We start from the raw sequence: 13,420 nt of genomic DNA, 5'->3' as shown, positions 1-13,420 counted from the left end.
AGATCGCCGCCGTGGTCGGCACCCGCCACGAGCCTGACCAGCGCTTCGCCCAGGTCAGGCCCTGCGTGAGCAGCCGCGCAACCTCCTCATACCCCTGCCCGGAGAACAAGCACATCGCCAGCACGAAGTAGACCACCACCCGCGGCGGCAGCAGCCGAGTGCGCTGACCCGAACGACCGGACTCAGCGACCACCCGGTCCACCAGCTCCGGCGGAAATGTACGCGTTAGCAGCCCGACCGCGATCCGGTCCGACAACCGCTCATCCGTCTCCGGCTTGACCTGCCCAGGGCGTGGCATCCAGGCACCTCCTGGATGCCACGCTACCAGTCGAGACCCTTAAGTCACTGGTATTGAGACTAACCTCGAACTTTCGTGACGGTCCGTCGGTTCTTTCGGCAGGCCGGTTCGGCTGTTCGGGCTGGTGGCAGCCAGGCTGATGGCCCGGCTGTCGCGTCGGGTGGGCGCCGGGTTCCATGGCTCCGGTCGGGTTGATGCTGCTCGCAGGGGCGGGAATGTGCTGCTCAGCCGGGGTTCGGGAGAGCTTCGAGCCGTGCCAGGGCGTCGGTGATCACGCCCGTCCAGGGCCAGTGGCGGGCGAACCGCAGATATCGGCGGCGGGCGGTCGTGACGAAATCTGGGCGGCGGCGGAGAGAAGGCGGAACCGGCGACGGCGGGGCTCCCGCCTGCGCATTTCGCCGCTCAGAGCGAGCATCGGCATCCAGGCCAGCAGGTCCAGGGCGAGCTGGACGATCTCCAGCCAGATCCGGTTCTGCGCGGTGTCGTGCAGGGGCAGGTTGCGCAGGCCGGGGGTCCGCGCGGCCCGGATGCGGTCCTCGGCCCGCGCCCGCTGGCGGTGTCGTAGCTCCAGTGCCGCGATCGGCATGACGGTGGTGTTGGTGGCGAACCAGGTCAGCCGCAGTCCATCGGCGTCGGTGATCCGCGACTGGGCGCCGGGGGTGGGGCCGTTCCTTGCGGACGATCAGCCGCATTCCCTTCGGCCAGCCCTTCAGGCAGTCGCCGGACAGTCCGGCGACCCAGGCGCCGTCGCGGATCTCGCCGCTGGGCTCGATCGCTGCCGTCCAGGCCGTGGCGGGAGCCTTGAGGACGGCCTGGTGGATCTGCTCGGTGATGGTCATGCCGACCGAGTACGACAGCCACGGGCCCCGCTGGGGGAGCCAACCGGAAGAGCTGGCCGCGGCCGTACGGGGCATCGGATCGATCTGGGTGCTTTCTCGCGGCGGCGCCGGCCGAACCATGCGTCCTCCGGCACCGTCATGGGCTGAAGCGGCGCCGCCTGCTTGCGCACATGACCTCATATTGCACGCCAGTACGGGACTGGCCTCCCCGCCGCACCTCCTCCTCGGTACCGGGCCGTACGCAACCTCCTGCGTCTGTCATGACCGGGGGGAAGTAGGTGATTGCTGAGCAGGGCCAACAGCACCGGCGCGAGGGCGGGAGACGAACGCGCCGACGGGCTGCATCCACGCCGCGAAGGGCAGGCAGATGCGTTCCGTCTCGGCCTTGCTCATACCGGACAGCTCCGCGACGACGAAAGCGAGGAACGCGGCTGTCACGAAGGACGCCAGGCGGGCTTACGCGGCCGCTGGGGCGAAGTGGCCGACATGAGCGTGCGTACAACCGGTGGGATGCTGACCTGGACAGGCGCCGAGCCCAGGCCGACTGAAGGAGCGTGCTGCTGACAGCAGGCGATGCGTGCCTTCTGGCCGGGCCCGTGCGACGGCGCGGAAGGGATCGAGGACGCCCGCACTGGAGTTCACCGGCCTCCGCTTCCGGGCCACGGACGGGCGCCTGCCTGGGGCCGGCGTCATCGTGGTGCGGCCGCCGTGGTCGCGCGAGATGCGGCAGGTGCCGTCGTCGATGCGCGTGTACCGGGATGCCATGAGGCCCTGGTCATCCTCGTCCTCGTCCTCGTCGTCGTCGTCGTCGTCCAGGATGCCGCACCAGGCCACTCTCTTGCGCCGGACGTACACGATGCCCGCCGACGCAATGCGGTGCGGCAGCGGCAGCCGTCCGGGATGCCGGTGACGTCGGGGCGGCCGCTCTGGCAGCAAAGGAACCGATACGCCGATCTCACCTGAAGTGCTCGTCGGCCTTCCGCCAGCGCCGACGACCGGTCGGTGAGGCGCGCCTGGTCGGCGTCGTCACCGGCACGAGCCTCGCTGCGGTGGCCCCGTGCCAGGTAGTCCTGGACGATCAACTCGCCAGCGTTCCATTCTGTAACGAGCTCAAGAACCTGGCCCTCTACGGCAGGCAGCGGCAAGAGGTCTCTCGAGTGGGGCAGGCTTGTCGCGCGGGGACATGGTGTTTTCGGTACTGGTTGAATTGGGCCGCTGTCTGCATTCCTGTGTGTGCCGAACGGCAGAACGGTCTATCTCAGTCTCGGGCAGGCACTCCGCCCGCGTGATACTGACTCACCCGGGTTATGTGAGCCGGAAATCCCTCCTCGCCGAAAAGCGGAACTCGGCCCCCGGCCCACTGACGGATCCAGTCGCCGCACGACCGCAGGCCGGGGTAGCCCCTACCAGTTGTATCTCCGGCATGCAGCACACAACATGGCATGTATCTTCCTTGGTATCACTGCAAGGCACTGTGCGGTCGTCGCCGTCGCACACCGTGAAGTACAAGTCGAGAAACATCGTCGGCATCGCCCACGCCACGGGCATCCGCTCGCTGACCGGGACGCCCGAGAAGGATATGAGGACCATGTCTGAAACCACCGCCGAAGCCACCGAGTTGGCTTCGCAGTACAGCGCTCGCGTGGCCAGCGATCTCGAGCACAACGTCAAGGAGCAGGAACGCCTCAGCAATGAGATCGAAGCGCTCCAAGCACAGTTGACCGCTCTGCGGCACGACCAGACGGTTCTGGTGAACATCCAGCAGGCGATCGGTGCCACGACGGTCCCCGCCTCGGAAATCGTCGCGACCGTACCTGCATCTCGAAAGAAGCCGTCCACCCCGTCCGGCAAGGGCAGGAAGCCCGCCGCGGAAAGCCGCAAGCAGGCCACCAAGAAGAGCACTGCGAAGAGCTCGTCTTCCCGAGCGGGCGTGCCCAAGCTCGTCGACCTGGTGCGTGAACACCTTGTAGGCCTGAGCGAGCCGCGTTCCGCGGCCGAAGTCACCACGTCGTTGGTGAAGCAGCATCCGGAGCGCAACATCAAGGCGACTGTGGTGCGCACTACCCTTGAAGGTCTCGTAGCCAAGAACCAGGCCGAACGGACCAAGCAGGGAAGGGCCGTCTTCTACACGGCCACCGAAGCGGCGAATCGGATCACATCGGTGGAGCAGACGAAGCAATCTGCTTGACTGTCGGGCGGTGGTCGCGCGAATCATGTCCTGATTCGCGCGACCGCCCGATCTCGCCCCGCCGTAATGACATCAACTGCCGAAGTACCGGCAAACGAAACGGTGCGCCACCTTTCTGCCGCTTCCCCCTCGGGAGCTGGGCGCCTTCTTGCCGTGGCAGCCTGTCGCCGGATCCTGGATGCGCCCAACTTCAGGCGACGCCGTTGAAAAACATACCGGAGGATGAGAAACGGGCACCTGGGAGCAACGGGCCCGTACGGGAACGGCGTTGAACAGGCGGCTGACCCGCCGCACCGCCCGGCCCGCCGAACGCCGCGACGTCAGCCCGTACTACCTGGCACAGGCGGCATGACTGGATCGAAACGTCCGGGTCGTGCCACCACGGGCGAGGACGGGAAGACGGCTTCCGCGTCGGTGACCGTGTCATAGCCCCGCAGCAGCTGATCCGCCCCGGTCATCTGAAGGATCCGCCGCAACGACCGGGGCACACACGCCGGCACCAGCACAGCCCCGCCCGCATCCGCCCGCATCCGCCCGCCGCCACGAGCCGATCAGCACGTTCAGCCCGGCCGAGTCACAGAACGACACCCCGGCCAGATCCAGCACGATGAAGCGGCCACCACGCGCGATCAGCTCCTTGAACTGCGCACGGAACCACTGATCGTTCACGTGGTCCATGTCACCGCTGACCCTCGCAACCAGGCAGCGGCCGGATGCGACCGTCACGACCGAAAGATCAGCCACAGCGCTCTCCCCCGCCGTCTCGTCCGGAAACCGCGGCGGTATCTCGGCCCGAGCCTGGGGCCCCTGCCCCACCCTGGACGTCCTACGCAGTTCTTCACTCTCCGGGTGTCAAAAAACGCGAACGTTCCTGACCTCTTGCACAATTCACTCATGAAGCCGCTGCCGGTTCCCTGCCCCGCCCACCTCATCCCCAACGCCAGTGGCACCGAGGCGTTCCACACGGCATACCGGCAGGCCATGGCGCACGGCGTCGTGTTCGTCGCCATCGAATCCGACGGCCCACGCTGGACCGTGAAGGCGGACACCCTCACCGCGGGCCCCGGACACTCCGTCGACGACACCGTCAACGACGCCATCCGAGCCGCGATCCTCCGCATGGTCCACGATCGCCAGATCGGTGCGGACGCCTACACAGGACCGATCTACTTCATGATGCACAACGTCTCAAGCGAGGAACGGGCCCGTGACCTCGCAGCCGCACTCCACGCCGCCCTGTACGGCGACCTGGAACCGCTCAACCGCGCCGTCCCTGAGTCCTCCTGACCTCAACGCCCGGCAGCCCTGACGAGCCGACATCACACCTCTCATGTCATGACCTGATCAGGAACAGACACACCGGCGGCAGCCGAGTCATCGGCGCAGGGCCCGCGACACACCCGGTCTCACCGATGTCGTCGTCAACTCGGCCGGCGCCGGAGGGGGCGACCGTCCCCTCAACGACAGCGGCCCCGGGCATGGGACCGCGTCATGGGTGTCCACCTGCGCGGCACCTACCTCGTGGCGCGGTGCGTACTACACAGCGATGAAGGACAAACGCCGGGGCGCAGCGGCCGGCGGCCACCACCATCTGGTCGCCCACTCGCCACGAGAGCGGCATCGTCGGCCTCACGCGCGCTCTGGCACTCGATGCCGCATCGCACTGCGTGCCCGTCGACGCCATTCGCTCCGGGGCCCCTCGCCACCGTGCTCCTGCCCAGGCGCAGCGACGGCCGGCTCGCCGACAAGCGGACCTCGCTCCTCCGGCAGAGTCGGTGAAGTCGAGGAGATCGCCCCCACGGCGCTGCTCCTCGCCTCGGCCGCGGACGCCCTCTCCGTCGGGCAGACGCTTTGCCCACCTCGGGGGGCCTGCTGTAGACGTGCTTCACGTGTCTTCGCTGCGCTGCCGACCGCGATCGACGAGACAGGACCGAACGTTCTCTCTTAAGGTGGCATCGTGATGGCTGGGAGAAACCGCCTCGACGGCGGTGTGCTGGCTCTGTCCGACAGCACGGCACCTGCGACCGCCGCACTGCGGCGCGCGTCGGAGGAGCGGACAACGGTGGATGAGGGACTGATCCGGCCGCTGCCGGAACTGCTGAAGGAACACGCGAAGAGGTCTCCTTCGCGGGTCGCCTTCGCCGACGACGCCCGTGCCGTCACGTACAAGGATCTCGAGCAGCGCACAGCGCGCCTGGCCGCGTCTCTGGCCCGCATGGGACTACGACGCGGGGACCGGATTGCCATCTGTCTGGGCAACTGCGTGGAGCTGGCAGAGATCCTGCTGGCCGCCGTCAGGGCAGGAGCGGTCGGTGTGCCGCTCAATCCCCGGTCCTCCGACGTCGAACTCGCCCACTTCCTCAAGGACAGTGGCGCGTCCCTCCTCGTGACCGACCCCTCACAACTGGCCCGGCGGCACCGCTTCGCCCCCGAATCCGGCAGTCCGCGCATACTGCTCACGGGCGCCGGTCCCGTTCCCCAGGACGCCCCCGAGGGGACGGCCCTTTTCCGGATTGCCGTCACCGACGCCGGCGACGCACCGCGGGACGATCTGGGACTCGACGAGCCGGCCTGGATGCTTTATACGTCCGGCACCACGCACCGCCCCAAGGCCGTGGTGTCCACGCAGCGCGCCGCGCTGTGGTCGACGGCCGCGTGCTACGGCCCCCTCTTCGGTCTCTCGTCCCAGGACCGGGTTCTGTGGCCGCTGCCGCTGTCCCACAGCTTCGGGCATTCCTTCGCCGTCCTGGGCGTCACCGCCACCGGTGCAAGCGCGAGACTCATGCCCGAACACCTCCCGCCCGATGGGCTGTTACGTGAACTCGACAAACCTCACCCGGCCCTGGACGGCCCCTACACGCTCCTCGCCGGAGTACCCGCCACCTACCACCAAGTCGTGGCATCGGCGCACACACCTCTGACGTCCGGCTTGCGCGTCTGCATCGTGGCCGGGGCACCGAGCGCCCCCTCCCTGCGCACCTCCGTGGAGACGCTGCTGGGAGCACCGCTCCTCAACGCCTACGGCAGCACCGAGACCTGCGGAATGATCGCGGTGATGCGTCTGAACGAACCGCGGCTCGACGGCTCGTGCGGACCGCCCGTTCCCGGAATGGACGTACGCATCGTGGACCCCGGTCTCGCCACCGACGTCGCGGACGGCGACGAAGGCGAGATATGGGTACGCGGTCCGAGCCTGATGAGCGGCTACCACAACCAGACCGAGGAGACGGAAGCCGCGCTGTACGACGGCTGGTACCGCACCGGAGACCTGGGCCGGCGCGCCGAGCACGGTCATCTCGTCGTCACCGGCCGGGTCAGCGAGTTGATCATTCGCGGAGGCGAGAACATCCACCCCGCGGAGATCGAGCAGGTGCTTCTGCGCTGTCCCGGGGTGCGGGACGCGGTGGTGGTGGGCCTGCCGCACGAGATCCTCGGTGAAGTACCCGTCGCCTACCTGGTACCGGGACCGGAAGGATTCGACCCCAGCGACGTCCTGGATGCCTGCCGCGCGCACCTGGCCGAGTTCAAAGTACCCGTGGAGATCCGTGAAATCGCGGCTGTCCCCCGCACGGCATCCGGAAAGATCGCCCGCCATGCGGTCGTCACCAGCACGGCCCGGACCACGACAAGTGCCCGTCGGGCCCCTTCCGGCCCCGCGAGCACCGATGCCGCTCTGCGCCGGCACCTGCTGTCCCTTCCCCCGCACGCGCGCGAGCGCACACTGCGTGAAGCGGTGCTCGCCGAGACGGCCGCCGTCTGCGGTGACACAGCGCACGAGGCACTCGACAGCGACAGCACCTTCGCCGATCTCGGGCTGACGTCCGTGGGAGCCGTGACGCTGACCGACCGCCTGGGCGAGGCGACCGGACTGCGGCTTGCGTCGACGCTGGTCTTCGATCACCCCACACCGGCCGCACTGACCCGGCAGATCCACAACACCCTCTTCCCCTCGCACACCAACGCCGAACCACACCCCGCCGCAGACTCCGATACGTCCGACCCCGTGGTCATCGTCGCCATGGCCTGCCGCTATCCCGGTGAGGTGAACTCTCCCGAGGACCTGTGGGAACTGGTGTCGGCGGGCCGCGACGCGATCACCGAGTTCCCCACGGACCGCGGCTGGGACCTGGCCGCCCTCTACGACCCGGACCCGGACCGCACAGGCACCTCGTACACCCGCAACGGCGGCTTTCTGCACCAGGCCGCGGAGTTCGACCCAGGACTGTTCGGCATATCCCCCCGTGAAGCACTGGCCATGGACCCGCAGCAACGGCTGCTGCTGGAGACGTCGTGGGAACTGTGGGAACGGGCCGGCATCGCACCGAGCGCCTTGCGCGACAGCGACACGGGCGTCTTCGTGGGCGTGATGCACGGAGACTATGCCTCCCGCCCCATCGACCCGCACGACGCGGAAGCCCACCTGGCCCTCGGTGCGACCGGAAGCGTGGCCTCCGGCCGCGTCTCCTACGTCTATGGCCTGCGCGGACCCGCCATCACGCTCGACACCGCCTGCTCGTCCTCGCTGGTGGCGCTGCACTGGGCGGCCAAGGCGCTTCGCTCCGGCGAGTGCTCCCTCGCCGTGGCCGGCGGAGTCACCGTGATGGCGACTCCCAGGGCGTTCACGGCTTTCAGCCGACAACGCACGCTCGCACCCGATGGCCGCTGCAAGTCCTTCTCGTCCGCCGCCGACGGCACCGCCTGGGCCGAGGGCGTCGGTCTGGTCCTGCTGGAGCGTTTGTCCGACGCCCGCCGCCACGGCCATCCCGTGCTGGCCGTACTGCGCGGGTCCGCCGTCAACTCCGACGGCGCATCCAACGGCCTCACGGCCCCGAACGGCCAGGCCCAACAACGCCTGATCGAGCGAGCGTTGGCCGACGCGGGCCTCCGACCGGGCGACGTGGACGTGGTCGAGGCACACGGCACGGGCACCATGCTCGGCGACCCCATCGAGGCAACGGCCCTGCTGGCCACGTACGGGCAGGGCCGGCCTGCGGACGGGCCGCCTTTGTGGCTCGGTTCCGTCAAGTCCAACCTCGGGCACACGCAGGCGGCTGCCGGTGTCGCCGGGGTCATCAAGATGGTGCAGGCCATGCGTCATGAGGAATTGCCCCGGACGCTTCACGCGCAGAACCCCACGCCGAAGGTCGACTGGTCCACGGGCCACGTGGAACTGCTGGCCGAGCCCCGCCCCTGGCCCACGAAGGGCTCCACACCGCGCCGGGCCGGTGTTTCGGCCTTCGGTATCGGCGGGACGAACGCCCACGTGATCCTGGAGGAGGCGGCCCCAGTCCCGCCTGTTGACGGTCCTGGCGCCGCGGTGACAGCGCCCTGGATTCTTTCCGGCGCCGACGAACAGGCCCTGCGGTCCCAAGCCCGGCGTCTGACGCACCACTTGGCGGGCCGTCCTGATCTCTCGGCGTCCGACGTCGGTTTCTCACTGGCGGCATCGAGGTCGGCGCTCACCCACCGTGCGATGGTTGCGGCAGCGGACCGTTCCCGCATGACGGCCGCATTGCATGGGCTGGCCGAGGGCCGCGAGGTCCTGGACTCGGTACGAGCTGTCGCCGACACGAGCCTGCGCACCTCGTTCCTGTTCACCGGCCAGGGCGCCCAACGTGCCCGCATGGGCGCACAGCTGCGTACGGCGTTTCCGGTGTTCGCTGCCGCCTTCGACGAGGTCTGTGAGGAGCTGGACGGTCACCTCGGTCTGCCGCTGACCGCGGTGCTCTCCGCCGAGCCGGGTTCGCCCGAGGCTGCCCTGCTCAACCGCACGGACTTCACCCAGGCCGGCCTGTTCGCCTTCGAGGTCGCCGCGTTCCGGCTGCTGGCGTCGTGGGGGGTGTCCGCCGACTTCTTGGTGGGCCACTCCGTGGGGGAGCTGGCCGCCGCCCATGCCGCCGGGGTTCTCGATCTCTCGGACGCGGCTCAACTCGTCGCCGCGCGAGGCAGGTTGATGCAGGCTCTTCCGGACAACGGAGCGATGGTGGCTCTGCACGCCCCGGAGGCGGAGGTGCTCAAGGCGCTGGCGGACGCCGACGGGCCGGTGGCGATCGCCTCCGTCAATGGCCCGCGCTCGGTGGTGATATCCGGCCTGCGGGACGTGGTGCTGGCCATCGAGGCGGAGTTCAGGCAACGCGGCCGCAGAACCGCCCGCCTGCGCGTCAGCCATGCCTTCCACTCCCCCTTGGTGGAACCGATGCTCGACGACTTCCGCCGAGTCGCGCAAGGGCTGACGTTCCGTCCCGCGCGCATACCGGTGATCTCCACCCTGACGGGCCGTCCGACCGAGGCAGATGAGCTGTGCTCGCCGGAGTACTGGGTCAGGCACGCACGCCAACCGGTCCGCTTCGCCGACGCTGTGCTCTCCCTCGCGGACAAGGGCGTCTCGGCGTGCCTGGAGATCGGCCCCGGCACCGGCCTCACCGCCGCCGCCGACGACTGCCTGAGGGGTGACGGCATCTTCGTCGCCTCGTTCCCCGCCGACAAGCCCGAGCCCGAGGCCATCCTCTCCGCGGTGGCGCGGCTCCATGTGCACGGAGCGCGTGTCGACTGGCCCGCCGTGTTCGCTCACACCGGTGCACGGCGGGTGGACCTGCCGACGTATGCCTTCCACCGGCAGCGGTACTGGCTGCAGACATTGCCCACGCCACGTCCCGCTGCGGCCGTTGCCGGTCATCCGCTGCTGGAGCCGGGGTTCGCCGTACCGGACACTGACCGGACGGTGTTCGCCGGTCGACTCTCCGCTGCGGCTCAGCCGTGGCTCGCCGATCACACGGTCTCCGGGTCGGCCGTCATTCCTTCAGCGGTGTTCGTGGAGCTGGCCGTGCAGGCGGGCCGCGAGATGGGGTGCGGTGCACTGGACGAGCTCCTCGTCCTCACTCCGCTGCCCCTCCCACCTGCCGGTGAACTGCGCCTCCAGGTCGTCGTGAGCGCAGCGGACGACGCGGGCCGGCGGCCCATCGACATCCACGCACGGAGTGACGAGCCGGACAGCGCGGACGGCTCCTGGACCAGGCATGCCACCGGCTTCCTCGGACCGGCCTCTCCGCCCGTGGCGACCAAGGAATCGGCGTGGCCTCCGGAGGGTGCTACCGGGATCGACCTCGCCGACGCCTACGACACCCTCGCGGACACGGGCCTCGCCTACGGTCCCGCCTTCCGGTGCGTACGGGCGATGTGGCGGCGGGCCGACGAGCTGTTCGTCGAGGCCCGCCTGCCGGAAGCGGAAAGGGCCGCAGCCGGCGGCTACGGGATCCATCCGGCCCTGCTGGACGCGGCCCTGCACGCTCCTCTGCTCACCGGGGCGGCACCCGATGCAGCCATCCGCGTTCCCTTCTCGTGGAACGGCTTCCAGCCCGGCACGACAGGTCCCACGGAGGTCCGGGTACGGATCTCACTCGGTGCGGCCGCGGACACGGTCACAGCGACTCTCGAAACCCCTGATGGCAGTCCGGTGGCCCACATCGACTCCATGACGACCCGCGAACTGCCCACCGTCGGTCAGGACTTGGCCCAGCCGGCCATGTTGCGCCCCGAGTGGACGGTCATAGCAGGGGAGCACTCCGCCGACACCTCACGCTGGGCCCTCCTGGACGACACCTCGGACGACGGGCTGGACCTGACAGGAGCGATCCCTGAGCTGGCGTTCTCCCCTGCGCCCGATCCGCACACCGTCGTCGTCACGGCGGCCGGACCCACAGGGAACGCCGACCCGCTCACCGCCCTGCACCGGCTGACCGACAAAGTGCACCGCGCTCTCCAGAGCTGGCAGCACGATCCGCGGGCGGCGGGCTCCCAGTTGGTGGTCGTCACACGCAACGCCACCTCCACGACAGCTGCACCGGACACCGCGGGAGCCGCGGTGTGGGGACTGGTGCGCGCGGCCCAGTCGGAGCTGCCCGGGCAGATCGTGCTCGTCGATGTGGACGAGCGACCGGCATCACTGCGGCGGCTACCCGCGGCCGTTGCCACGGGAGAACCGCAACTCGCCATCCGCGAAGGGCGTTTGACGGTACCGCGCCTGGCGCCGTCCGCCGCCGAAGGCACACCCGTGGCATTCCGCCCGGAGGGCACGCTGTTGATCACCGGCGGCACCGGTGCCCTCGGTGCAGAACTCGCCAGACATCTCGTGAGGTCATATGGCGTGCGCCGCCTGGTGCTGGCCGGGCGCCGCGGCCCCGAAGCGCCGGGCGCCGCCGAACTGCACTCCGAGTTGGTGGAGTTGGGCGCCGAGGTTCGCATCATCGCCTGTGACGTCACCGACCGGGCCGCGCTGGCCGATGTGATCAGCGGGTGTGGACCGGCGCTGACCGGCGTGGTGCATGCCGCTGGGGTACTGGACGACGGTGTTCTGGCGTCCCTGACGCCGCAACGCATGGCGGCGGTGCTGCGTCCGAAGGCGGACGCGGCGTGGTATCTGCACGAACTGACCAAGGATCTGGACCTGTCGGCTTTCCTCTTGTTCTCCTCCGTGTCCGGCCTGCTGGGCCGTGCGGGCCAGGGGAACTACGCCGCAGCGAATTCCTTCCTCGACGCCCTGGCCGGCCACCGCACCCGGCTGGGATTGCCTGCCCTCTCGCTCGCGTGGGGGCCTTGGAGCACAGAAAGCGGGATGACCGGCACGCACCGGCTGACGCCAGACGCACTGCGGCCGCTCACCGTGGATCAGGGGCTCGCCCTGTTCGACGCGGCGCTTCGCACGAGCGGGCCCGTGGTGGTTCCGGCTCTGCTGGACCGGGCCGCCCTCCGTTCCGCCCGGACACATCTGCCACCGCTCCTGCGGGATCTGGTGCGCCCTGCCACATCTCCGCCCGGAGGCGGCCACCCGAACTCGGGCGAACGAGAACAGCCAGGCAGCTGGCTCGGGCTGCTGGCTGAAGCGTCACCCGCACAGCGTCTGAACACTCTGGTGGAGTTGCTCAATACTGATGTGGCGCACGTACTCGGTTACCCGGACGCCGCCCCGCTCCCACAGGGCAGGTCATACATCGAGCTGGGTTTCGACTCTCTGACGGCGGTACAGCTCCGTAATCGGCTGAGCGTGGCGCTGCGGCTCAGGCTCCCCGCCACCGTGGTCTTCGAACATCCGACACCGCAGGAGCTGGCCCGTCACCTACTCGGTCTGCTTGAGGACGACCTGCCCACGAGCACGTCACGCGTCGGGCAGCCGACAGGGCGACGGCCCGCGCAGACCCTGTCCTCCCTTTACCGGCAAGTCTGCGAAGCAGGCCGGGTGATCGACGCGATGCACATGCTCGTCACGGCGTCCTGGGCCGTCCCGACTTACCAGGCGGCCGACAGCCGGCGACATGCACTGCCGCCCGTGCGGCGTGCGACCGGACCCGGCGAACGCCCGGTGCTCGTCTTCTTCCCGGGCATCCAGCCGGCCCTCGCCGCCCCCGGCGGCGAATTCGCCAGCTTCCATGCCTGTTTCGAGGGCGAGTGGGACGTCTTCGAGTTTCCGCACCCCGGAGTCAGTGCGGGCGACGAACTGCCGGCCGACGTGGAGACGCTTGCCCTCACGCACGCCGACTCGGTGCTGCGGCACCTGGGCGAACGGCGCTTCGTGATCGTCGGCGCCAGCACCGGCGGCGCGGTGGCGCAGGCCGTCACCCAGCGCCTTGAGGCCATGGGTGCGGCTCCCGCCGGGCAGGTACTGCTGGACACATACCTCATCGACGACGGCAACAGTGACAAGGAGTGGCTGCTGTCGTTGCCGGCAGTCATCGCACCGCACCTGGGCGGGCACGAGTTCACGGGCGACGAGGACGCCGGTGTCGCGGCATTGGGGGCGTATACGCGCATGTTCCTCAACTGGAAGCCGCAGCCGGTGGGCGCACCCACCCTGCTGGTGCGCGCCACCGCGCCGACGATCGACATGGCTGGGCGCGTTCAAGGCGACGAATGGCGAACCTCATGGCCCCTTCCCCACACCCAAGTCGACGTCCCCGGCGACCACTTCTCGTTGTGGCAGCAGCACTCTCAGACGACGGCCGCCGCCGTCAGCGCGTGGATCAAGTCCCTTGTACGTGACGGGGGCGACGAGTGACCGTACTTCATCCAGCGGGGCGCACCCGCCGTGATGCGGACGGTGAC

At 69.2% G+C, this 13,420-nt stretch carries 6 protein-coding genes and 1 pseudogene; 4 read left to right on the top strand and 3 right to left on the bottom strand.

Features of this window, described 5'->3' with window-relative positions:
• Both H293_RS0144470 and H293_RS53365 read right to left on the bottom strand, forming a co-directional pair.
• Positions 1-298 (bottom strand): transposase domain-containing protein (locus H293_RS0144470; protein WP_028808748.1); only part of this gene is annotated, 298 nt, incomplete at its 3' end.
• A 224-nt stretch (positions 299-522) separates the two neighbouring features.
• Positions 523-1,179: pseudogene (locus H293_RS53365) on the bottom strand (transposase); the annotation flags it as partial.
• A 666-nt stretch (positions 1,180-1,845) separates the two neighbouring features.
• Between H293_RS53365 and H293_RS61850 the strand changes: the two are divergent.
• Together H293_RS61850 and H293_RS0144455 are read left to right on the top strand one after the other, a co-directional pair.
• Complete coding sequence (locus H293_RS61850) at positions 1,846-2,100, top strand: hypothetical protein (protein WP_158694545.1); 255 nt, start codon at positions 1,846-1,848, stop codon at positions 2,098-2,100.
• Positions 2,101-2,725: 625 nt separating this feature from the next.
• A complete protein-coding gene (locus tag H293_RS0144455; protein ID WP_051138261.1) occupies positions 2,726-3,325 on the top strand; it encodes a BlaI/MecI/CopY family transcriptional regulator in 600 nt (199 codons plus the stop codon).
• 423 nt (positions 3,326-3,748) lie between these two features.
• Here H293_RS0144455 and H293_RS53360 read toward each other — a convergent pair whose 3' ends face one another.
• On the bottom strand, positions 3,749-4,069 hold the full coding sequence (locus H293_RS53360) for an STAS domain-containing protein (RefSeq protein WP_158694544.1): 321 nt from the start codon (positions 4,067-4,069) through the stop codon (positions 3,749-3,751).
• Between the two features lie 150 nt (positions 4,070-4,219).
• On the opposite strand from H293_RS53360, the gene H293_RS0144445 reads away from it, so the two are divergent.
• Both H293_RS0144445 and H293_RS0144440 read left to right on the top strand, forming a co-directional pair.
• Positions 4,220-4,612 carry a hypothetical protein gene (locus tag H293_RS0144445; protein WP_020124228.1) on the top strand — a complete coding sequence of 131 codons (393 nt, stop codon included), beginning with the start codon at positions 4,220-4,222 and terminating at the stop codon, positions 4,610-4,612.
• Positions 4,613-5,285: 673 nt separating this feature from the next.
• Entirely contained in the window at positions 5,286-13,373 is an 8,088-nt protein-coding gene (locus tag H293_RS0144440) for a type I polyketide synthase (protein WP_020124227.1), read from the top strand.
• Positions 13,374-13,420: the final 47 nt, after the last annotated feature.

The sequence above is a fragment of the Streptomyces canus 299MFChir4.1 genome, from assembly GCF_000383615.1.
In the GTDB taxonomy this organism is placed as follows: domain Bacteria; phylum Actinomycetota; class Actinomycetes; order Streptomycetales; family Streptomycetaceae; genus Streptomyces; species Streptomyces canus_C.
Note: the sequence above shows the minus strand (reverse complement) of the source record. Positions and strands in the feature narration are given on the sequence as shown.

Bases quoted from the DNA above. Each gene is read 5' to 3' on its own strand.
- H293_RS0144440 (WP_020124227.1), top strand. From the start codon at position 5,286: ATGGCTGGGAGAAACCGCCTCGACGGCGGTGTGCTGGCTCTGTCCGAC.
- H293_RS0144445 (WP_020124228.1), top strand. From the start codon at position 4,220: ATGAAGCCGCTGCCGGTTCCCTGCCCCGCCCACCTCATCCCCAACGCC.
- H293_RS0144455 (WP_051138261.1), top strand. From the start codon at position 2,726: ATGTCTGAAACCACCGCCGAAGCCACCGAGTTGGCTTCGCAGTACAGC.